Origin of the sequence: Pseudomonas sp. TNT2022 ID1044, from assembly GCF_028656895.1 — a bacterium.
In the GTDB taxonomy this organism is placed as follows: Bacteria; Pseudomonadota; Gammaproteobacteria; order Pseudomonadales; family Pseudomonadaceae; genus Aquipseudomonas; species Aquipseudomonas reinekei.
In genome coordinates this window covers 1-20958 of record NZ_JAMDHB010000003.1, presented here as the reverse complement: position 1 = coordinate 20958, position 20958 = coordinate 1, and the positions used below count along the sequence as shown (strand labels likewise).

The 20958-nt window shown below is 59.2% G+C and carries 17 protein-coding genes; 3 read left to right on the top strand and 14 right to left on the bottom strand.

The window, feature by feature from the left end:
* Positions 1-100: 100 nt before the first annotated feature.
* The 8 genes from M5G20_RS04950 to M5G20_RS04915 form a co-directional block, all read right to left on the bottom strand.
* Positions 101-2485, bottom strand: coding sequence for an efflux RND transporter permease subunit (locus M5G20_RS04950; RefSeq protein WP_273918189.1), 2385 nt, complete (start codon positions 2483-2485; stop codon positions 101-103).
* A 28-nt stretch (positions 2486-2513) separates the two neighbouring features.
* The gene (locus M5G20_RS04945; protein ID WP_273918188.1) at positions 2514-3566 is read right to left on the bottom strand and encodes a WD40/YVTN/BNR-like repeat-containing protein; all 1053 of its coding nucleotides are present in this window, start codon (positions 3564-3566) and stop codon (positions 2514-2516) included.
* Positions 3567-4615: 1049 nt separating this feature from the next.
* Entirely contained in the window at positions 4616-7273 is a 2658-nt protein-coding gene (gene pepN, locus M5G20_RS04940) for an aminopeptidase N (RefSeq protein WP_273918187.1), read from the bottom strand.
* Positions 7274-7283: 10 nt separating this feature from the next.
* On the bottom strand, positions 7284-8114 hold the full coding sequence (locus M5G20_RS04935; RefSeq protein WP_273918186.1) for a DUF2797 domain-containing protein: 831 nt from the start codon (positions 8112-8114) through the stop codon (positions 7284-7286).
* The gene (locus M5G20_RS04930; protein ID WP_273918185.1) at positions 8111-8371 is read right to left on the bottom strand and encodes a YeaC family protein; all 261 of its coding nucleotides are present in this window, start codon (positions 8369-8371) and stop codon (positions 8111-8113) included. The genes M5G20_RS04935 and M5G20_RS04930 overlap by 4 nt, the downstream gene beginning before the upstream one ends.
* A gap of 32 nt (positions 8372-8403) precedes the next feature.
* A complete protein-coding gene (locus M5G20_RS04925; protein ID WP_273918184.1) occupies positions 8404-9273 on the bottom strand; it encodes a rhomboid family intramembrane serine protease in 870 nt (289 codons plus the stop codon).
* Between the two features lie 13 nt (positions 9274-9286).
* Positions 9287-10258 carry a metallophosphoesterase gene (locus tag M5G20_RS04920; protein WP_150734355.1) on the bottom strand — a complete coding sequence of 324 codons (972 nt, stop codon included), beginning with the start codon at positions 10256-10258 and terminating at the stop codon, positions 9287-9289.
* Positions 10258-11148 (bottom strand): NAD(+) kinase, encoded by an 891-nt coding sequence (locus M5G20_RS04915; RefSeq protein WP_011333623.1) that lies wholly within the window; start codon positions 11146-11148, stop codon positions 10258-10260. The genes M5G20_RS04920 and M5G20_RS04915 overlap by 1 nt, the downstream gene beginning before the upstream one ends.
* Before the next feature lie 118 nt (positions 11149-11266).
* On the opposite strand from M5G20_RS04915, the gene M5G20_RS04910 reads away from it, so the two are divergent.
* The gene (locus M5G20_RS04910) at positions 11267-12217 is read left to right on the top strand and encodes a DUF1853 family protein (protein WP_273918183.1); all 951 of its coding nucleotides are present in this window, start codon (positions 11267-11269) and stop codon (positions 12215-12217) included.
* 98 nt (positions 12218-12315) lie between these two features.
* Here the strand turns inward: M5G20_RS04910 and M5G20_RS04905 are convergent, their stop codons facing one another.
* Together M5G20_RS04905 and M5G20_RS04900 are read right to left on the bottom strand one after the other, a co-directional pair.
* Entirely contained in the window at positions 12316-13599 is a 1284-nt protein-coding gene (locus tag M5G20_RS04905) for an arsenic transporter (protein WP_273918182.1), read from the bottom strand.
* A gap of 220 nt (positions 13600-13819) precedes the next feature.
* Positions 13820-14380 (bottom strand): NADPH-dependent FMN reductase, encoded by a 561-nt coding sequence (locus M5G20_RS04900; RefSeq protein ID WP_150734359.1) that lies wholly within the window; start codon positions 14378-14380, stop codon positions 13820-13822.
* A 182-nt stretch (positions 14381-14562) separates the two neighbouring features.
* On the opposite strand from M5G20_RS04900, the gene M5G20_RS04895 reads away from it, so the two are divergent.
* Positions 14563-14790 carry a hypothetical protein gene (locus M5G20_RS04895; RefSeq protein ID WP_150734360.1) on the top strand — a complete coding sequence of 76 codons (228 nt, stop codon included), beginning with the start codon at positions 14563-14565 and terminating at the stop codon, positions 14788-14790.
* Between the two features lie 88 nt (positions 14791-14878).
* Positions 14879-15772 (top strand): LysR substrate-binding domain-containing protein, encoded by an 894-nt coding sequence (locus M5G20_RS04890; protein WP_273918181.1) that lies wholly within the window; start codon positions 14879-14881, stop codon positions 15770-15772.
* On the opposite strand, the gene M5G20_RS04885 is transcribed toward M5G20_RS04890, so the two are convergent.
* The 4 genes from M5G20_RS04885 to M5G20_RS04870 form a co-directional block, all read right to left on the bottom strand.
* Positions 15738-16352, bottom strand: a complete 615-nt coding sequence (locus M5G20_RS04885) for a GNAT family N-acetyltransferase (RefSeq protein WP_273918180.1) — start codon at positions 16350-16352, stop codon at positions 15738-15740. The two genes, M5G20_RS04890 and M5G20_RS04885, sit on opposite strands and share 35 nt — an antisense overlap.
* A 14-nt stretch (positions 16353-16366) precedes the next feature.
* Entirely contained in the window at positions 16367-18622 is a 2256-nt protein-coding gene (locus tag M5G20_RS04880) for an arginine/lysine/ornithine decarboxylase (RefSeq protein ID WP_273918179.1), read from the bottom strand.
* Between the two features lie 131 nt (positions 18623-18753).
* Positions 18754-19530 (bottom strand): DNA polymerase III subunit epsilon, encoded by a 777-nt coding sequence (gene dnaQ, locus M5G20_RS04875; RefSeq protein ID WP_443218288.1) that lies wholly within the window; start codon positions 19528-19530, stop codon positions 18754-18756.
* 463 nt (positions 19531-19993) lie between these two features.
* Positions 19994-20958, bottom strand: a 965-nt coding sequence (locus M5G20_RS04870) for a hypothetical protein (protein ID WP_273918177.1), incomplete at its 5' end; no start/stop codon positions are given.

The window sequence follows — 20958 nt, the reverse complement described above, 5'->3', positions numbered from 1 at the left end:
GCCCCATCACGAGCAGGCTGGCTCCTGCGGGGGTTGTGTTTATTCAGATGTAAAAAAGCCGCAACCCTGAGGTTGCGGCTTTTGTGTTTCTGACCGTGGATCAGTGAGCAAACAACGAATTGCCCTTCTGTCCCGCCAGTTTCTCCGGCTTGATCAGGAACCGCGCCAGTGCTGGGAGCAGCCACAGCGCACCAAACATGTTCCACAGCAGCATGAAGGTCAGCATCAGGCCCATGTCGGCCTGGAACTTGATGGCCGAGAAGATCCAGGTGCACACGCCAATGGCCAGGCACAGACCGGTGAACAATACCGCTTTACCGGTGGACTTCAGGGTCTGGTAATAGGCTTCTTGCAACGGCAGGCCGGCACGCAGGAAGGTTTCCAGGCGACTGTAGATGTAGATGCCGTAGTCCACGCCAATCCCCACCCCGAGCGCGACCACCGGCAAGGTCGCCACTTTCACCCCGATCCCCATGAACGCCATCAGGGCGTTGCCGAGCACCGACGTCAGCACCAGCGGCAGCACGATGCACAAGGTCGCCGCCCAGGAGCGGAAGGTGATCATGCACATGACCGCCACGCAGATGTACACCAGGATCAGGATCGTCAGCTCGGACTTCTTGATCACCTCGTTGGTCGCCGCCTCGATCCCGGCGTTACCTGCCGCCAGGATGAACTCGAGGTTTTCGGTGTTGTGCTCCTTGGCGAAGTCCTGCACGGCATGCACCGCGCGATCCAGGGTTTCAGCCTTGTGATCGTTGAGGAACACCAGCACCGGTGCCAGCGAGCAACTGTTGTTGTACAGGCCATCGGCACGAGCGATGGAGTTGTTCAGTACGTCAGGGTTGCGCGACAGGGTTTCCCACTTCAGGTTGCCCTCGTTCATGCCCTTGATCATTTGCTTGGACACGGTCACCAGGGAAATCGCTGACTGCACGCCCTCGGTGTTCTGCATCTTCCACATCAACTCATCGATCGGCGCCATGGCTTCGTACCGCGAGCAGCCTTCAGTCTTGGTCTTGACCATCACCACCAACACGTCAGAACTGGTGGAATAGTTGCTGATGATGAAATTGTTGTCCTTGTTGTAGCGCGAGTCCGGACGCAGTTCCGGCGCTCCCTGATCCAGGTCACCGATTTTCAGGTTCTGGCTGTACCAGAGGCCACCGCCGAATGCCATCAGGGCCAGCACGATCGACACCGGCGCCACTTTCGGGCTGGCGAAGTTCGACAGCAGGCGCCAGAACGGATGCTCGCGGGTCGCGTCCTTTTTGCTGCGGTCTACCGCGCGCTTGCTGATGCCGACATAGGAAATCGCCACCGGCAACAGGATCAGGTTGGTGAACACGATCACCGCCACGCCGATGGACGCGCCGATGGCCAGCTCACGAATCACGCCGATATCAATGATCAGCAGTGTGATGAAGCCCACCGCGTCAGCAAGGATTGCAATCATTCCCGGCAGGAACAGTTGACGGAACGTCCGGCGCGCGGCGGTCAGGGCGTTGTCCGCCTCACTGGACTGCAGGGCGATACCGTTGATCTTCTGCACGCCGTGGGAAATACCGATGGCAAAGATCAGGAACGGCACCAGCATTGAATAAGGATCGAGGCCGAAACCGAAGAAGTGCATCAACCCGAGCTGCCAGACCACCGCCACCAGCGTCGTAATCAACACCGCCACGGTACTGCGCATGCAGTTGGTGAACCAGTAGAGCAGGATCAGGGTGATGACGAAGGCGATGCCGAAGAACATCACCACCATCACCAGGCCATCGATCAGGTCACCGACCTTCTTGGCGAAACCGACGATGTGGATCTTGATGTTGGGGTTCTGCGCTTCGAACTTGTTGCGGATCTTGTCTTCAAGTTCATGGGAGAACTTGCGGTAGTCCAGGGACAGCAACTTGCCTTGGTCCTGCGGGTCCGGATAGGCCTCAAGCAACGGGATGTCGACGATACTCGACTTGAAATCGTTGGACACCAGGCGGCCAACCTGCCCGGACTTGAGCACGTTGTTGCGCAGCAGGTCGAGACTGGCCTGGGAGCCGTTATAGCTCTGCGGGATCACTTCCCCCCCGGCGAAGCCCTCCTCCGTCACTTCGGTCCAGCGTACGCTCGGACTCCACAGCGACTTGAGGCCGGAACGGTCAACACCGGAAATGTAGAACACTTCGTCGTTGATCTGGCGCAGGGTCTCCATGTATTCCTTGGAGAAGATGTCGCCATCGGTGGCCTCCACCGAAATCCGCACGGTGTTGCCCAGATTCGCCAGATCGTTGCGGTGCTCCATCATCTTCTGGATGAAGGGGTGCTCCAGCGGGATCATTTTTTCGAAACTGGTGGACGGACGGATCAGCGTCGCCTGCCAGAACAGGAAAATACTGACCAGCAGGCAGATGACGATCACTGCCGGGCGGTTGTTGAAGATCAGGCGCTCTAGGAGTGTCGCCTTTTCCTGGTGATGAGTGCTCAAGGAAGTCATAGCTGCGCCTTCTTATTATTAACCCGGCTCATTTGCCCGACTCGGTGCCGTTCGGCGAAGTGACGCGAACGCCACCCTGTCCTGCCAGAACCAGATTGCCATTGCCCGCCGCCGTGACCGCCGAGACGGAAATGCGATCCGCGCGGTTGACCACCTGGAAGGTTTCACCATCGTCGTTGCTGCGAATCACCGAACCGCCGTTGCCAACGATCACGATGGAACCATCCTCGAGCAGCGTGCCCCCGGACAGCCCGAACTCCAGATCGCCGCGTTCGGCCTTGAGTTCGATTTGCTCCCAGTGACTGCCGAAATCGGTAGAACGATACAGATTGCCACGCAGGCCATAGGCCAACAGCGTAGAAGGTTGTGCGGTGCCGATCACACCAAACAGCGAGCCTTCGTATGGACCTTCGAGTTTTTCCCAGGTCTGGCCCCCATCGGCGGAGCGGAACATGCTGCCCTGCTCGCCAACGATGAACAGCCCGGAATCCTTGATGGCGGCGATGGCGTTGAGGTGGAACTGGTCTTCGTTGTCGAGGCGGTCACTGACGTCTTCCCAGTGTTTGCCGCCATCGGTGGTTTCCAGCAACGCGCCGTAAGCGCCCACGGCAAAGCCGCTGTTGACGTCCTGGAACCAGACGTCGAGCAGCGGCGATTCGCGTTTGAGATCTTCGAATTGCTTGGTCCAGGTGACGCCGCCGTCCTCGCTGGCGAGAATCTGCGCATCATGGCCGACGGCCCAGCCGCGCTTGTCATCGACAAAAAACACCGAGGTCAGCAGTGCCCGGGTCGGCACCTTGGCTTGAGTCCAGGTCGTGCCCTGGTCATCGGAATAGAGAATATGCCCGCGATCCCCGACCGCCACCAGGCGCTTGCCTGCGTGGACGACATCGAGCATCAGGCTTTTGCTGGCCTTGGCCGATTCAATGGAATAAACAACGTCGGATGCCGGCGCAGCCGCGGCCAGCGCAGGGGCTGACAGCATGGCAGAGCCCAACAGCGAGAGCGCTGTAGCCAGCAACGCGAATTTGCGTAACGCCGGCGGGCGGCAGATACCCACACCCATGACAGGCTCACTCATAGACCTTCCCCCATTATTATTGTTAGGTCATTCAACCTTTCTGGGCGCCGTAAGGGTGCTGATCGGGATGACTGTTTCAGAGCATAGTCATGAAACCCGCAATCCAGAGCCCCTTCGGAAGCTGGCTTATCCTATCGGTGTTTTTGAAGGGCTGACAATCGACGGCTCGTTATCTTTTGTTAACCGGGGGGGAGTTTGTTTTTTCTGAATGGTTGGGTATCAGGTGGGGTGATTGGGGTTGAGGTGGGCTGGGGTCTGGGGGTCTGGGGGCTGGGGGCTGGGGGCTGGGGGCTGGGGGCTGGGGGCTGGGTACATATCCGTTTCTTCGGTAACGGCTACCTAGGGTTCCGCTCTTACAGCGGGTCACTTTCGAAAAGCGCGAAAGTAACCAAAGCGCTCTTGCCCCTTTCGTTCGGTGCCTCGCTGTGGCTCGGCATGCCCTCGCTCCGGTCCTGCTCCGTGGGCCCGCCGCCATCGGCCATCCATGGCCGGGGGCGGCTAACCCGGCATCCATGCCGGGTTGCCCACTGCGCAGAACCTCCACTCGGCCTCACGAGGGGGCGAGTACCGCCACAGCACCGCGAGGCGGCCTACCGGCCGGCCTGTTTATCTGGTTCGTGCGCATCTCCCCCTGTAGGAGCCGGCTCCTACAGGTTGGAATGCAGACCACCAAAACAAACAGGCCGGCCGGTAGGCCGCCTCGGCCCTTTTGATTTACCCGCCCCCTCGGCAGGCTGAGTGGAGGCGTTTATCCGGGGGGGGGGCGCGCAGCGCCGTGCGGCGAAGCCGCACACATCGAGAGGAGGTTGAAGCGCAGCCAACCGGAGGCGATGCCCCCGGATGAATGCAGGAACGAAGGGACCCCGAGCCTTAGCGAGGGGCCGTACGCAAGGGGCGAGCGTTTTTTGCTTACTTTTTTAGGCGCTTGTAAAAAAGTGAGTCGCCGTAAGGGCGAAACCCTAAGCTGCCGTTACCGAAGCAAAGGATATGTACTCAGTCAGCCAAGGCCTTGGTCGGCCCAGCGGCCGCCAAGTCCAAAAGAGCCAAGATCAAGCCAAACTCTTGCTGACCACCTCAAACACATCACTGGACAACTGCCCCGAACCCCGAATCCGCTCCAACTCCCCTTTCATCAAAGCCTGACGAGCATCGTCATACTTGCGCCAGCGAGTCAAAGGCGCCAACTGACGCGAAGCAATCTGCGGATTGAAGCCGTTCAGCTCAATCACCAGATCCGCCAGGAAGCGATACCCGGAGCCATCCGCCGCATGGAAGTTGATCAGGTTCTGCCCGGCAAACGCACCGACCAGCGCCCGCACCTTGTTCGGGTTCTTGATGTTGAACGCCGGGTGCTGCATCAACGCCTTGACCCGCTCCAGCCCACCCGGCAAGACACTGCCGGCCTGGACGCTGAACCACTGGTCCATGACCAGCGGGTTATCCTTGAAGTGCTCGGCGAAGCTCGCCAGCGCCTTGGCTTTCTGCTCTTCGAAGGGCGAGTTGACCAACACCGCGAGCGCAGTCAGGCGCTCGGTCATGTTGTCGCACGTATCGAACTGCTCCAGCGTCGCCGCCAATACTTCCGGCTTGCCGCTGAGCATGAGGTACGACAGCGCAATGTTCTGCAATGCACGACGGGCGAAATGCTCGGCTTCGGCCACGTACGGCGTTTGCTTCGACAGGTCGCGGTTGGCTTGATAACGCAGCCACAAACCTTCGAACAACGCGTCCGCCAGTTGCTTGCGGGCAAACTCGCGGGCGGTGTGAATGGCGTCGACATCGGCCACTTCGCTGATTTCGGTCAAGTACGCTTCGCTTGGCAGCGAGAGCATTTCGGCGACCATCGCCTGATCCAGCGATTCATCGGACAGCACAGAGCGCAAGGCCGACACCAGACGCTGATCCAGCACCAGCGTTTCGCCCTTCTGCTGCTGGGCGATCAATTCCTGCAGCACCTGCACCGACAATTGCTGCCCGGCATCCCAGCGGTTGAAGCCGTCGCTGTCGTGCTGCATCAGGAACATCAGCTGATCGCGGTTGTACGGGAAGGTCAGTTTCACCGGCGCCGAGAAACCACGCAGCAGCGATGGCAGCGGCTGTTCAGCGATGTCGATGAAGGTGAACGTTTGCTCGGCCTCGGTCACTGAGATCACGCGGGACGTGCCTTGCGCCGACGCTTCACCGGCCAGACGCAGGGCAATTTCAACGCCCTTGCTGTCCAGCAGGCCAAGTTCGACCGGAATCACGAACGGCAGTTTTTCAACCTTGTCCGGGGTTTCCGGGCAGCTCTGGCGGAACGTCAGGCTGTAGGTTTTAGCCGCGGCGTCGTAAGACTCGCTCACCGCCAAACGCGGCGTGCCGGCCTGGCTGTACCAGCGCTTGAACTGGGTCAGGTCGACGCCGTTGGCATCTTCCATGGCCTTGATGAAGTCATCACAGGTCACGGCCTGGCCGTCGTGGCGTTCGAAGTACAGGTCACTGCCCCTGCGGAAGCCTTCAGCGCCGAGCAAGGTGTGGATCATGCCGACCACTTCCGAGCCCTTTTCGTATACGGTCAGGGTGTAGAAGTTGGAAATCTCGATGAAGCTGTCCGGGCGCACGGCGTGGGCCATCGGGCCGGCGTCTTCGGCGAACTGGTGGGTACGCAGGTAAGCGACATCCTGGATGCGCTTGACCGTCGCCGAGTTCATGTCGGCGGAGAAATGTGAGTCGCGGAAAACGGTGAAACCTTCCTTGAGCGACAACTGGAACCAGTCGCGGCAGGTCACGCGGTTGCCCGACCAGTTGTGGAAATATTCGTGGGCGACGATCGCCTCGACCCGCTGGTGCGCGGCGTCGGTGGCGGTTTCGGCGCGGGCCAGTACGGCGCTGGAGTTGAAGATGTTGAGGCCCTTGTTCTCCATCGCGCCCATGTTGAAGTCGTTCACGGCGACGATCATGAAGATGTCCAGATCGTATTCGCGACCGTAGACCTCTTCGTCCCAGCGCATGGATTTCTTCAGGCTGTTCATCGCGTGCTGGCATTTGTCGATGTTTTCCGGCTCGACATAAATGCGCAGCGCCACGGTGCGCTCGGTCATGGTGGTAAAGGTGTCTTCAACGCACCACAAATCACCGGCCACCAGCGCGAACAGGTACGCCGGTTTCATGAACGGGTCTTCCCAGGTCGCCCAGTGCCGGCCATCTTCGCCGGGGCCGCTGGCAATCGGGTTGCCGTTGGACAACAGCACCGGATAGCTGTGCTGCTCGGCCACCACGGTGGTGGTGAACTTGCTCATCACGTCCGGACGGTCGAGGTAATAGGTGATCTTGCGGAAGCCTTCGGCTTCGCACTGGGTGCAGAACATCGTGCCGGACTTGTACAGGCCTTCCAGCGCGGTGTTGGTTTCCGGGTGGATCTTGACGCTGGTATCGACCGTGAAGGTAGCGCTGGTCGGGTGCAGGGTCAGGTGGTTCTCGGTCAACTGATACTGCGCTGCAGTCAGTTCCTGATCGGCCAGCGTGACCGACAACAGCTCAAGCTGCTGGCCATCCAGCACCAGCGGCGGCAAATCCGGGCCGCGCTCGGGGTTACGGCGCATCACCAGTTGCGCATGGACCAGGCTGTGGTCCTCGAACAACTCGAAGGTCAGGTGCGTTTCGTCGATCAGGTACTCAGGCGCCTGATAGTCCTTGAGGTAGATCATCTTCGGTTGTTCGGTGCGCATGCTGGAGTCCTTAACTATGCACGGCGAGCTGGTAGGCCGTGTACTTACGAATGTTGATCACGCCGGTATCGAAAATCAGGTATTGGCCCTTGATCCCCATTAGCGTGCCTTCGGCAATCGGATTCTTGTCCAGGTTGAAGCTGACGATTTTCGCCGGATACTGCTCGACCGGAAAGCGGATTTCGAGCGGATCGACGTCGGCAATCGTCTGGATCGCTTGCAGGCCGAATCGTTCCTGCAATCCTTGCAGGCCCTCGGCGCAGCTGTCGAACAACTGGTCACGGATCTGCGGCAGATCCACCGACACTGCATCGCCCTTGAGCAAGGCACGCCAGTTGGTCTTGTCGGCGACCTGGCTGCGGAACAGGTCTTCGACGAAGCCAGATTGCTGGCGGGTCGCGACGCGCATGATCGGCAATGCCTGACTGGCGCCCTGGTCGATCCAGCGGGTCGGCAACTGGGTGGCACGGGTGATCCCGACCTTGACCCCGGATGAATTCGACAGGTAGACGATGTGGTCGGTCATGCAGAACGTCTCGCCCCACTCCGGCTCCCGGCAGGTGCCGGCGTCGTAATGGCAGCGTTCCGGGCTCATGATGCACACGTCACACTGGGCCAGTCTGGTCATGCACGGGTAGCAGTAACCCTGGCTGAAACTGGTTTTGGTCTTGCGTCCGCAATGGGTGCAATGGATCGCCCCCAGGTACTCCAGGCGCACCGTGGTGCCGATCAACGGGTTGACCGGAACCTCGACGTCGCCCAGACGAAAGGCGTACTGCACGTTCGGCCCGTCCAGGCGCGCCGACATTTTACTGATTGCACCGCGGCCAATCTCAATCAATGGATGGCATCCGACTTGAACAGGATATTCGGCACCTGGATCGACTTGGAGCTGCATTCTTGCGGGCCCATGTAGCCAGTCCGCTCTTCCTCGGGCAGGTTCTGGATTTCCCAGGCGATCATCGCTTGCAGCGACAGTTCACGTTGCTCGGCGGTGAGTTTGCCACCGTCGGACCATTTACCGATTTCAACCGCCAGTTTCAGGTTCTGGTAGATGTCCGGGGTGATGTTCTTGATCATTTCGTTAAAAGAGGACATTGGGTCTCCGTCTCTTTAATGCATGTTCTGAATTAGGCGGCCAGTTTACGGCGGTTATACAAACCGCCCAACAAACCGGTGAAGCATCCGATGAGTAACCCGCTGACGTGGGCCGCGTTGGCGATTTCGCCGAAGCCGATCATCGAGACCAGCCCGGACAGGCACAGCAGCAGCCACACCAGCATCATCACCAGCACGCCTCGAGGCAGACGATAGGCGGGGTTCGGCGCCAGTAACTGGAAGATCCAGCAATGCCCGAGCAAGCCGTAGAGCACCCCGGACAGCCCGCCAAACAGGCTCGGGCCGCTGAAAAAATACTGGATGTAGTTGGAGACGAGGCTGAACAGCAGGGTCAGGCCGATCAGATTGATGCTGCCCTGGCGCGACTCGATGCGCCGTCCCAATTCCCAGTACCACATGCCATTCATGGCCAGGTGGAGAATGCCAAAGTGGATCAGCATCGGCGTCACCAGCCGCCACCACTGCCCCGCCGCGAGGCTGTCAGCCAGCGGTACGAAGTGGATGTATTCGCCGACGATGCGGAAATCGAGGAACGTCAGCCAGCGCATCGTATTGAGGTTGTCGCCGAGCATCGTCAGCGCACCGACGATCAAACTCAGGATCAGCACCAGCGCCGTGGCTTTCGCATAGCGCACCTGCTCGACGAAACCCGGTCGATTGCGGGTCTGCGCCAGCGGAATATCCAGTTGCTGATCGGGGTCGCCCGCCGGGAAACGTTCATAAAGCGCAAGGACGTCGTCACTGATGTTCTGCGGCACCCACAACACTTGCTCACCGGACTCTTCGCTGACCCGATGTGGCACCTGCATGCGTTGCAGCAATTTGACGAACCCGCTCAGATCCACCGCCAGGGGCAGTCGCAAAACTGCTACCGAACTCATTGCAGCATCTCTTTCATTGCAAAACCTCAGGCCGCTCGACATCGACCCAGACGAATTTATGCGGGTCGAGCCGCGTTTCCTGGTCCAGGCGATAAGCGACCAGTTTGCCGTAGAGCACGGCGCTGTAATCCAGGCACGCCAGGTTGGAGCGGATCGGCGCCGGTTTGCCGCTGCGCCAGTAATGACCGACGAACAGCAGTGGCTCGTCGCTGCCGTAGCGCAGCAACATGTTTTTCTCGGTGGACGACAGCGGCTTACGGGCCACCGGGTCCGGCAAGGCGTCAGGCTGGAAGACGATATCGCCGTAGGTTTGCGGGTCGTCTTCCCAGAACTTGGTGCGGAAGAACGACCGCACCAGGCCATCGCCGCTGGTCATGGTCAGGCCATCAGGCAAGCGCATGTCGGTGCCGCGCAGCAGACGGTCGAACACGGTACAGGCAAACGAGCCCGGCTCCGCCGAAGCCTGGAGGAAGTGTTCGTCTATGCAGCCGTCAGGAAACAATGCGCGCAGCGGTTCGATCAGGCCGGCATCCCAACAGGCATGCACCACCCGGAAACGCCCGGCATCGACAAACAGCGGCAGCTCGTAGAACCACTGCTGGAAGTCATGCCAGTCGCCTGGATGCTGTTCAAATTGAGTCAGGGTTTCATGCAACAGACGAGCGTGGCGCGGCGTGTGTTCGCGCACAAATTGCTTGCCACTGCCGGGCAGCGCCGGAGTCACCCAGCCCAGCGCGTTGAACTCGTGGTTACCCATGATGCACAGCGCCTGACCGGCTTCGACCATGTCGTGGACAATGTGCAGCGCCTCGCGAATCCGCGGGCCACGGTCGATGATGTCGCCGACGAACACCGCCATGCGCGAAGCATGGCGCCAGACGCCACCTTGTTTGTGATAACCGAGCCGGTCGAGCAAATGCTCAAGGGTCATTGCGCAACCGTGCACGTCACCGATCAGGTCGTAGCTACGCGCGGGATCGAGCATCAGTCGCCTCCACCACCCAACTTGCTGCCCCAGCCGAGCTTGGTCCGACAGACTTCGTAGTAGTTGTGGTCGAGCGGATGGATCAACCGCAGCTTCTGGGCTTTCTTGCTGACGGTGATGGTGTCGCCGGGCGCACAGGTAAAGTGGTTCTGCCCGTCACACGAGACTTGCGGGTAAATCTGCATATCCTTGGACACGACGATTTTCAGCTCACTGTTGCCATCGACCACAATTGGCCGGCCCGATAAGGTATGGGGGTACATCGGCACGATTACAATGGCGTCGAGCTTGGGGTGCATGATCGGCCCGCCGGCGGACAACGCATAGGCGGTCGAACCGGTCGGGGTGGCGACGATCAGGCCATCGGCCTTCTGGCTGCAAACGAACTGGCCGTCGATGTACAGCTCGAACTCGATCATCCGCGTGGATTTACCGGGGTGCAGGACCACGTCGTTCAGCGCATCGCCCTGGCCAATGGCCTCGGCATGGCGACGGACTTCAGCCTGCAACAGGAAGCGGTTTTCCACCAGATAGTGGCCGTCGAGCACCTCGGCGACCTTGATTTCCAGCTCGTCAGGGCGGATATCGGTCAGGAAGCCCAGGCTGCCACGGTTGATGCCGAGCACTGGAATATTGTGTTTGGCCAGCGCACGGGCGGCGCCGAGCAGGCTGCCGTCACCGCCGACCACAATCACCATGTCACAGACTTCGCCGAGCATCTTGCGCGACGAGGTTTGCAGGCCGTGGCCCGGCAGGACTTCGGCGATGGTGTCTTCGAGGATCACGTGCAGGTGACGATCGAGCAGAAACCGTTTCAGTCGGCGGACGGTATCCAGCACCTGGGAACTGCCCAGGCGACCGATGATGCCGATATTGCGAAATTGCTCCATGGGGCTCCTGCTGGGAATCTGTGCGGCGACGAAAAACACGATTATGGGCGAAAGCCGCTGATAGACAAAATCCTTTCAGCCTCAAGGGTGCGCTCGTGTTTCGGGCTATGCTCGCAAGATGATCCTATTTCCAGACTTGCTCCCGTTACCCCACCAGTTGCGCCACCCCGAAGTGCGCGACCTGGCGTGGGTCATCCTCGCGCCGCCGATGCTCGCCGACACACCGTGGCCGCAGCGTCACCCACTGGCCGGCAGCGACTGGGTACAGGCTCCGGAGCGTCTGGAACAATGGCTGCGCCGGCTGGATCAGGACAGCTACGGCTTGCTGCATTGGCTGGCCCAGGCCCGCACCCGCCGTCTTGGCTTGTACTACGAGCGTCTCTGGCAATTTGCCGTGGAGCATGCACCCGGCATCGAACTGATCGCCGCCAACCTGCCGATCCGCCGCGAAGGCCACACACTGGGCGAACTGGATATGCTGCTGCGTGACCGCGACGGCGTGCATCACCTGGAGCTGGCGATCAAGCTGTATCTCGGCCCGCAATCCGGTGATGGAGACGACACTGCGCAATGGCTCGGCCCTGGCTGCCACGATCGACTAGACCGCAAACTGGCGCATTTGAGCCAGCATCAACTGCCGATATCCGCACGCCCCGAAAGCCGCGAAGTGCTGGCAGCGCTGGACATTCGCGAGTTCAGTGCGCACCTGTGGCTGGGCGGTTATTTGCTTTATCCATGGCCGGGGCAAGCGGCGGCGCCAAGCGGTGCGCATCCACAACACCTGCGCGGTCGCTGGTTGCATCAAAAGGATTGGTCTGACTTTGTCGAGCAGAGCCCGCCGGGGCGCTGGCAACCCCTTCCCCGCCACGCCTGGCTGGCACCGGCGCATTACACGGTGGAACACACCTGGAACGCCGGGCAACTGAGCGCGTGGCTGAGTGACCTCGACCCGTTGGCACCGGCGCAATTGCTGGTGCGCTTGACGGAAAATACCAGAGGCGACTGGGAAGAAGCCGAGCGACTGTTTCTGGTCTCGGATTTTTGGCCGAATGTGCCGGGGCAAGGTTGAGCACCGTTGTCTGGACTACCGCTATCGCGAGCAGGCTCGCTCCCACATTTGAAATGCGTTCCCCTGTGGGAGCCCGCTCGCGATAAGGCCGACGCGGTTTAAAGAGACAACCGCAAAGCCAGCGCCGCCAACGTCACCAACAACACTGGCATCGTCAACACGATCCCGACCTTGAAGTAATACCCCCAGCCGATCTGAATGTTTTTGCGCTCCAGCACATGCAACCACAGCAACGTCGCCAGACTGCCGATCGGCGTGATTTTCGGTCCCAGGTCACTGCCGATAACGTTGGCGTAGATCATCGCTTCCTTGACCACACCGGTCGCCTGGCTGGCATCGATGGACAGCAGCCCGATCAGCACCGTCGGCATATTGTTCATGATCGACGACAGAAATGCGGTCAACACCCCCGTGCCCAGCGCCGCACCCCATATCCCGTATTCGGCAAAACCATTGAGCCAGCTTGCCAGGTAGCCGGTGAGCCCTGCGTTGCGCAGGCCATAGACCACCAGATACATGCCCAGCGAGAAAATCACGATGTGCCACGGCGCTTCTTTTATCACCTTGCGCGTGGAAATCTTGTGGCCGCGGGCGGCGATCGCCAGCAGCAAGGCCGCGCACACCGCCGAAATCGCACTGATAGGAATGCCCAGCGGCTCGAGCGCGAAACAGCCGAGCAACAGGATCACCAGCACCGCCCAACCGGCGTAAAACGTCGCCTTGTCGTGGATTGCCGACGCCGGATGCTCCAGCCGCTCAGGGTCATAGTTTTCAGGGATATCGCGGCGGAAAAACCACATCAATACCGCCAGAGTAGCCGCGACACTGACCAGATTGACCGGGATCATCACCGCTGCATAACGGTTAAAGCCGATGTTGAAGAAGTCTGCGGAAACGATGTTCACCAGGTTCGACACCACCAGCGGCAGGCTGGCCGTGTCGGCGATGAAGCCGGCGCCCATGACGAACGCCAGGGTCGCCGCCGGGGAAAAACGCAATGCCAACAGCATCGAGATCACAATGGGCGTGAGGATCAGCGCCGCACCGTCATTGGCGAACAATGCCGACACCAGCGCCCCGAGCAGCACCATGTAGGCAAACAACTTGCGTCCGCTGCCTTTGCCCCAACGGGCCACGTGCAGCGCCGCCCAGGCAAAAAATCCGGCCTCGTCCAACAACAGGCTGATGATGATCAGGGCAACAAACGTGCCGGTGGCGTTCCAGATGATTTGCCACACCAGTGGAATGTCGCTCAGGTGCACCACGCCAAAAATCAAGGCCAGTACCGCGCCAAGTACCGCGCTCCAACCAACGCCGAGCCCCTTGGGCTGCCAGATGACCAAGGTGATGGTCAGCAGAAAAATCAGTGACGCTACGAGCATGCGTGGCGGCCTTCAAAGAATGGAGAAATTATCAGCAGCAACGGACCGGCGGGTCCGCCATCGCGTGCGATCAGCAACGCCGCGCGAGTGCGGAGCCGGACATGAAGAACACGCCTCTGAACAAACGAGGCGTGAATATATGGAATTTCGAATATGCAGTAAAGCAGCATTTCGCAGCGGCCAAGGGGCTTGCGATCAAGCCCCCGCCTCTCAGATTCAGTCAGGCCTTCTTATGCTGCTCGACCCATTGTCCATATGCATTGATAAAGCTTTGCAGGAACGGCTTGACCGATTCCGACAACTTGCCCGCCTCATCGAACGCCGAACCGGCGCCGCCCAGGTAAGCCTCGGGCTGCTGCATCAACGGTACATTGAGAAAAACCATGGATTGACGCAGGTGATGGTTGGCGCCGAAACCGCCAATCGCGCCCGGCGAAACACTGATCACCGCGCCCGGTTTGCCACTCCAGGCGCTCTTGCCGTAAGGGCGCGAGCCGACATCGATGGCGTTTTTCATCGGCGCCGGCACAGAACGGTTGTATTCCGGAGTGACGAACAACACCGCGTCGGATGAGCTCACTTGTTGTCGGAAAGTGCTGTAGGCTGCCGGCGGTGAATCACCATCGATATCTTCGTTGTAGAGCGGCAGATCGCCGATTTCGACGACAGTGAGCTTGAGATTGGCCGGCGCCAGATCGGCCAGGGCGAGCGCAATCTTGCGGTTGATCGATGCTTTGCGCAGGCTGCCGACAACAACGGCGACGTTATAGACATTGCTCATGGAAGACTCTCGATTGTCCGTTGGGGAAGCCTGTAGTTATAGATGATCGGACGACGGTTCAGCCAGTAAACGCAGGTATATCTGCGTCCTGATTATTTTTTTTGAGCAGCAAAACTTACCAGGCTCGATGGCGGTCTACCAAGCCGTAAATCAAGCGTTTTATCTCCAGAGGTTCTAAGCAGATGGCAGCAGTACTCGTCGGTCAGTTCCATGCAAGAGACGCGGAAGGCCGCATTTATTCGGTGCACGAGTTCCAGGAGTCCAACCCGTCGGCAGACGGTTCCGGGCCTGCAACCACGTACAAACTGGCCATTGGCGATCGCGTCAACAAGGTCGATGACAATGAATTCATGCTGGTGCAAACGGGCGTCACCATCACCCGTGAGCCGGTCACCAGCGTCGCGTCATAACTCGATGTTATGAGCAGAAGTCATATGCGCGGACTTGGGTTAGGATTCAGCTACTGACTCCTTCACCTGCTGAACATGGACTTCACGCATGCGCTTACGCCATATCGAAGTGATCCAGGCGCTCCTGCAGACCGGTCACCTGGGCACCGCCGCTGAATGGCTGCAGTTGCCGGTGGCCGAGGTCGAAGGTATTTTGCGCGACGCCGAGGGTCAGTTGGGCTTCATGCTGTTCTTGAGCGTGCGCGGGCGCTTGCAGGCTACCCGCGAGGCGCGGGAACTGCAGACCGAAATCGCTCATATCTACGAAGCGCTGGAACCGGTGCAACGCCTGGCCAATAGCCTCAAACAATACCTGGCACCGCCTTTGCGCATCATCTGCACCCCACCCCTTGCCCAGCAATTGCTGCCACACAGCATTGCGGCCCTGCGTCGACGCCTGCCTGATGCACCCTGCTCTCTCCTGACACAGCCCACCCGCGACATCGTCAGAAGCCTGTTGCTGCGCGAAAGCGATCTGGGCCTGAGCCTGCACGATCCCGATCGCGCCGAAATTGATTGCCAGGTGATTGCTCAAGGCAAACTGCAACTGCTCGCCCCCCATGGCTGGCTGCAACCAAAGCAGAAGTACATTTCATTGCAGGACCTGGCCGGGCAAGCGATGGTCGGCCTCGAAGGCCATGACCCGCTGAGCCCGGCACTGGAAAACAAGCTGCATGGTTTGCGTCCGGCGCCGGTGATCCAGACCCGCGTGCAGACCCATCAGATGATGCGCAGCATGGTCGAGGCCGGTGAAGGCCTGGCCATCGTCGACCCTTTCACCGCTCTCGGCGCCAAATCCGTCGGGCTCGATGTGTGCCCGCTGTCCCCCGCCGTGCCGATCTGCCTCTACGCGTTGACCTTGAAGAACGGTGAGCCATCACCCGCCGTCCAGACCTTATTGGCCATCATTACGGAACAAGCCGCGGCGATGCTGGCGAACTGATCGGGTTTTCCAGCGGGTTATCGAACAATCGATACCAGAAGAGCGCGACCTCAGCGGTATTGGGGTCGATGCCGCGATAGCGCAGATGGTCGATCCCGCCGATCACATAGCCGCAGCGCTCGTACAAGCGACAGGCACCGAGATTGTTGTTCTGCGTTTCGAGCATGATGCCCGGCAATTTCTTCTTGCGACTCCAGAACTGCGCCACGTCCAGCAGCGCCTTGGCCACACCATGACGCCGCGCCGGGGCGTGCACCGCCAACTCGTCGATATGGGCAAAGCCGTTCCAATTGGTGCTGATCACCAGGTGACCCACCGGTTCGTCGTCGAGAAACGCCATGAAAATTGCGCTGTCCGGTGCGTCGCGAAAACTGCTGAACTCTTCGGGATCAATGCCGTAGCATTTGCGATAGGGCGTGATCGGCGTGACCCGCCATTGCTCCACCGGAAGCCCTATTTCAGGCGCTCCGTAAGCCGCGACTTCAAAACTGAAGTCGCTGCCCCAGATGTAGGCGGCAAAACCTTCGTCGGCAACACGTACCGACAGCCCTGGATGATTCGGATTCATGACCGGTTGCATACTGGGAAAGGTCCTCATTCCTTGATGCAATCGACGGTGTAGTGCCGCCCATTGCCCACGTCTTCATGTTGCAATCCGTGCACATCGGCGACGAACCCCGGGAAATTGCTGTCGAACGCACGAGCAAACGCCAGGTAGTCAATGATCGAGCGGGTCGTGTCGGTAAACCGCTCACCGGGCATGATCAACGGAATGCCCGGTGGATATGGCACCAGCATCACGGCAGCGATACGCCCGTCCAGGGCATCGATCGAGACCGCTTCGACTTCGCCACGCACCAGATGATCATAGGCGTCAGCCGGCTTCATGGCGATTTCCGGCATGACCGTATACATGCGCTTGAGGTGCTTGGCCGTGGCATTGCTGCGATAACAGGCATGCAACTGATCGCACAAATCACGCAGCCCCATGCCCTGGTATCGCGAGACATGCTCCTGTGCCACGCATGGCAGGCAACTGGCCAGACTGACGTTGGCGTCATAGCTGCGCTTGAACTCCAGCAACTCGGTGAGCAGCGTGCTCCACTTGCCCTTGGTGATGCCCATGGAGAACAGGACCAGGAACGAATACAGCCCGGTCTTCTCAACCACCAGCCCACGCTCCCAAAGGAATTTGCTGACCACCGCTGCAGGAATGCCACGCTCACTAAGCGCGCCACCGGCCGTCAACCCCGGCATCACCAGAGTGACCTTGATCGGATCGAGCAATACGTAATCGTCCGTTACACCGCCAAAGCCGTGCCAGTCAGCGTCCGGCTGCAGCAACCAGTCTTCGGTGACCACACGATTGATGCCTTCGGCCGAAGGCGGCTGCCAGATGGAAAACCACCAGTCATCCGCTGCGATGTGTTGACGCAAATTGGCCAGTGCGCGGCGAAAGCTCAGGGCCTCATCGAACATTTCCTGCAACAGCGAACGCCCGGCGGGTCCCTCCATCATCGCCGAGGCGACATCCAGCGAAGCAATGATGCCGTACTGCGGCGAGGTCGAGATGTGCATCATGAACGCTTCGTTGAAACGGTCACGGTCCAGCTGCCGCGCACCGCCGTCCTGCACATGGATCATCGATGCCTGGCTGAAGGCTGCCAGCAGTTTATGGGTGGAATGGGTGGTGAACACCAGCGGGCTGGCTTTACCACGAGAAGTGCCCATGCCATAGCGCCCGCTGAAAAATTCATGAAACGCCGCGTAGGCGTACCAGGCCTCGTCGAAGTGCAACACCTCGACGCTGCTGCCCAGTTGCTGCTTGATCAGCTCGGCGTTGTAGCAGAGGCCGTCGTACGTCGAATTGGTGACAACCGCCAGCTTGACCTTGGGCCCCCGGCCCTTGGTCAACGGGTTGGCGTCGATCTTGGCCTGAATCGCCTCGGGACTGAATTCGCTCAGGGGGATCGGGCCGATAATGCCCAACTCATTACGCTCCGGGCACAGGTACAGCGGGATGGCTCCGGTCATGATGATCGAATGCAGCACCGACTTGTGGCAGTTGCGGTCCACCAGCACCAGGTCATCGCGGGCGACCATCGAATGCCAGACGATCTTGTTGGCCGTGGACGTGCCATTGATGACGAAGAACGTGTGATCAGCACCAAAATTGCGCGCCGCCCGTGCCTCGGCTTCCGCCAGAGGCCCCGTGTGATCAAGCAGCGAACCCAGCTCTGGCACCGACACCGATAAATCCGAGCGCAGGGTGTTTTCCCCGAAAAACTGGTGGAATGCCTGCCCCACCGGACTCTTGTGATAGGCCACGCCACCCCCGTGACCGGGGGTGTGCCAGGAATAGTTGGAGTCGGCGGTGTGTTGCACCAAGGCTTTGAAGAACGGTGGCAGCAAACCATCCAGATATTTGCGTGCGGCCCGCGCCACTTGCCTTGCGAGGAACGGCACGGTGTCTTCAAACAGATAGAGAATGCCGCGCAACTGATTCAATTCGGCCATCGCGTCGGCGGGCGCATTTTCCAGGGTCACTTGCTCGCCGAGGGCGAAGATCGGCAAATCCGGCGCACGCACCCGCGCCAATCCGATCAACTCGGCCATGTTCTGTAACAAATGAGAGTGGGCGCTGGCGTCTTCCGCCGCGATCAACATGCACGAAAGGCCGTGATGGGTAGAAGCCACCAGACGCCCTTCGGTGTAATCCATCGCCGAGACGATACTGAATCCTTCTTGCTCCAGCTCCCGGGCGATACCCCGCACACGGTCGCCGGCAACGGTGTCAGCCTTGATGTCGCGATGGACGATCAGAACCGGAAATTTCAAATCTTTATACATGGGACTCAGTGTCCTGAGGCGGCAGACCAGAGCCTGCCAATCACTTCAGGGTAGAGGGTTGGAGCGGATGTGGCGAGTGGGATGCCCCAAAACGGGTCATCGGTGTATTGAACAAGTAAAAGATCGAGAAGTTACGCCTGAGCTTCCGCCTCGGCCAACTGCAACCACAGCGCCGGAGCGCCAGCGGATTTGCTGATGATTTCCAGGCGCGTCACGTGCTGCGCCAGGTCATCTTCACTCGCGCGAATGATCCGGGTCGGGGTGCGGCCAGCCGGCAGGCGACGGATTTCCGTGGCGGAGTTGTCCGCGCCCTCACCGGAACCATTGCCGTCGGAAGCATTACCGGCCAGGGACAGGCTGGTCTGGCCGCCGGTCATGGTCAGGTAAACGTCGGCGAGAATCTCGGAGTCGAGCAAGGCGCCGTGGAGTTCGCGGCCAGAGTTGTCGACGCCATAGCGTTTGCACAACGCGTCGAGGCTGTTGCGCTGCCCCGGGTGACGTTCCCGGGCCATCATCAGCGTATCGAGAATCGAGCAGTGCTGCGTGATGTCAGCACGTTCGTGTTGACCCATCAGGGCGAATTCGTTGTTGATGAAGCCAACGTCGAACGCCGCGTTATGGATGATCAGCTGCGCGCCCTTGATGAACTCGAAGAACTCCTCGGCCACTTCGGCGAAACGCGGTTTACCTACCAGAAATTCGTTGGTGATGCCGTGGACGCCGATGGCGCCTTCGTCACTTTCGCGGTCCGGTTGCAGGTAAACGTGAAAATGCCGACCGGTCAGGCGCCGACCGATCAACTCGACACAACCGATTTCGATAATCCGGTGGCCGTCGGTCACCGGCATGCCGGTGGTTTCGGTGTCGAGTACTACCATCCTGTTAGCTGTATTTGTGTAAACCGTCATCGCCTAACCACCTTTAAACACGCGCCGGATCTTACCACATCGCACGAAAGCGATCTCAATTACCAATGATCAGGTGTAAACAGCCATACACCTTCCACTCAAGTGCGCCAATTTGTAAATGCGCCTTTTTTGGCGGAGCACTGCAAGCAGATAGCGATTTTCGCCGCCAGAAATGATCGTTGAGCTTCATTAGAAGCTGAACACGATTCATTAAAAGTTGAAACACCCTCTTGACCTCTGACCTGGTGCGGAAGTGCTCCGCTCGGTCGGTAACGGGACGCTTTTAAAATTGGTTTTGCCTAGACTTCAATGTATGAGGGCCAAATAGAAAATAGGCCAGTCCTCCGGAATCCGTATCTGCAAGCTCGTCCGCCTTCCACCTAAACGGCCAAACGGAGTGCAGGTCAAAACGTCGCCTAATCGGTTGGCAATGAGAGCATTACTGTCGAACTTGAAACCAGCATCAGTCAATCAGCTTGATTAACGTCTCACTGTGGTTTTTGAGGGTCGTTTTAACCCTATGTAACAGCCCTCGTGGACATTCATATTGACCTTGAGCAAATCGCGAAGCTACTAATCGGAGATCCGCTGCTACGTGCCAGAGCATCGTCACACCAAAGGCGGTGTCCCGCTCCTGGATCCAGTTCTTTTCATCCAGCATGTTCCTAAATGACTTCTGACGCTCCAATGCTTCTTGAAAGGCTTGCAGGTCCATTGGCCATTGGTCAATTTCACCTAACTGACCGTGAAGATAGAGCGCATGCAAATGCCGGTAGAGTTCTGAGTAACACGCGCAGTACGGCTTCGTCAGGCACACGAGTTTTACATAATAGGAAAAGTTTTTGCGCAGCCATAGCCGGTGCAACAGGTATCGCAGATCGCGCGTGCGTAGCAGCGCAACAAGGTAAGCCAGCCGTGTCCAATCGGGGCAACCGCACAGGGCCTCCATCATCTTTTCGCTGAAGGGAAAAAGCGGAGCGTCGTTCATGCGCACGCGGTGAATGAATATTTCCGCCGCATCGGATGGGATGTCCTCCCAAACAAGTACCGTCCAAAGTGGATTGTCCCGGACGTCCTTCAATACCGGAAATTCACTTACTAATTCAGCACACCAATGATCTCGTGGCCATGCCCCCGCTAATAGACTGAACCATTTGGAATTGGGCTTCCTGCGGCCTACACAGGAAGGACGCCGCGACTGCCACCAACGATCACACCAGCGGGCAAAATCGGTTGGCGATTCGTATCCTGCTATGAAGAATAAGGTATAGCCAAAAACTATCGCCCGGAATCTGTGAATAGCTTTAGTAGAATCTCTCATCGCACTCCCCCTGTCGCCCCAAAGAAAAACTGAAAAGCACGACTTACCAAAAAATGGTCGGCGGTTGCAGGAGCTGAGTGCAACACGGTTATTGAATTGAAGCCGGA

Excerpts from the sequence above, each read along its gene's own strand:
- M5G20_RS04930 (WP_273918185.1), bottom strand. The coding sequence starts at position 8,371 with ATGTCCTCTTTTAACGAAATGATCAAGAACATCACCCCGGACATCTAC.
- M5G20_RS04895 (WP_150734360.1), top strand. The coding sequence starts at position 14,563 with ATGGCAGCAGTACTCGTCGGTCAGTTCCATGCAAGAGACGCGGAAGGC.
- M5G20_RS04890 (WP_273918181.1), top strand. The coding sequence starts at position 14,879 with ATGCGCTTACGCCATATCGAAGTGATCCAGGCGCTCCTGCAGACCGGT.
- M5G20_RS04945 (WP_273918188.1), bottom strand. The coding sequence starts at position 3,566 with ATGAGTGAGCCTGTCATGGGTGTGGGTATCTGCCGCCCGCCGGCGTTA.
- pepN (WP_273918187.1), bottom strand. The coding sequence starts at position 7,273 with ATGCGCACCGAACAACCGAAGATGATCTACCTCAAGGACTATCAGGCG.
- M5G20_RS04880 (WP_273918179.1), bottom strand. The coding sequence starts at position 18,622 with ATGTATAAAGATTTGAAATTTCCGGTTCTGATCGTCCATCGCGACATC.
- M5G20_RS04915 (WP_011333623.1), bottom strand. The coding sequence starts at position 11,148 with ATGGAGCAATTTCGCAATATCGGCATCATCGGTCGCCTGGGCAGTTCC.
- M5G20_RS04925 (WP_273918184.1), bottom strand. The coding sequence starts at position 9,273 with ATGAGTTCGGTAGCAGTTTTGCGACTGCCCCTGGCGGTGGATCTGAGC.
- M5G20_RS04900 (WP_150734359.1), bottom strand. The coding sequence starts at position 14,380 with ATGAGCAATGTCTATAACGTCGCCGTTGTTGTCGGCAGCCTGCGCAAA.
- M5G20_RS04905 (WP_273918182.1), bottom strand. The coding sequence starts at position 13,599 with ATGCTCGTAGCGTCACTGATTTTTCTGCTGACCATCACCTTGGTCATC.
- dnaQ (WP_443218288.1), bottom strand. The coding sequence starts at position 19,530 with ATGACGGTTTACACAAATACAGCTAACAGGATGGTAGTACTCGACACC.
- M5G20_RS04910 (WP_273918183.1), top strand. The coding sequence starts at position 11,267 with ATGATCCTATTTCCAGACTTGCTCCCGTTACCCCACCAGTTGCGCCAC.
- M5G20_RS04920 (WP_150734355.1), bottom strand. The coding sequence starts at position 10,258 with ATGCTCGATCCCGCGCGTAGCTACGACCTGATCGGTGACGTGCACGGT.
- M5G20_RS04950 (WP_273918189.1), bottom strand. The coding sequence starts at position 2,485 with ATGACTTCCTTGAGCACTCATCACCAGGAAAAGGCGACACTCCTAGAG.
- M5G20_RS04885 (WP_273918180.1), bottom strand. The coding sequence starts at position 16,352 with ATGCAACCGGTCATGAATCCGAATCATCCAGGGCTGTCGGTACGTGTT.